The sequence below is a fragment of the Halomonas sp. ATBC28 genome, from assembly GCF_005937175.1.
GTDB lineage: Bacteria > Pseudomonadota > Gammaproteobacteria > Pseudomonadales > Halomonadaceae > Vreelandella > Vreelandella titanicae.
In genome coordinates, this window is sequence record NZ_VCQL01000124.1 from 1 (window position 1) to 436 (window position 436).

Below are 436 nucleotides of genomic sequence, written 5' to 3' on the forward strand. Positions count from 1 at the left end.
CCTCAGTTTCCATGCGCCTCGCAGTTCTCGACGACGACCCGATCCTTCTCGATCTTCTCCAGGTGACGGCCACACGCGCCGGCCACACCTGCCACCTCTACCAGGAAGGCAAGGAACTGCTGAAGGCGCTGCGCACGGACACCTACGACCTGCTGGTGGTGGACTGGCACCTTCCGGACATGGAGGGGCTGGAGGTGATCCGCACCGTGCGCGCGGCCTCGGACAACGTGCCCATCCTCTTCATCACCCGCCGCAATGCCGAGCAGGACCTGGTGGAGGCACTGGCCTGCGGCGCCGACGATTTCATGACCAAGCCCTTGCGCATGGGCGAGTTCATGGCGCGCTGCGGCGCCCTGCTGCGGCGCGCCTATCCGCAGGCGGTGGCCGGCACGCTGGTGTTCGGCCGCTACCGGTTCGATCCGGAGCAGCGCAGTCT

1 protein-coding gene is annotated in these 436 nt (G+C 67.2%); it reads left to right on the forward strand.

Annotated features, from left to right (window positions below; translation table 11 throughout):
- Positions 1-11: 11 nt before the first annotated feature.
- Positions 12-436: response regulator transcription factor (locus E0L35_RS25640; RefSeq protein ID WP_138801740.1), on the forward strand; the 425-nt coding region annotated here is incomplete at its 3' end.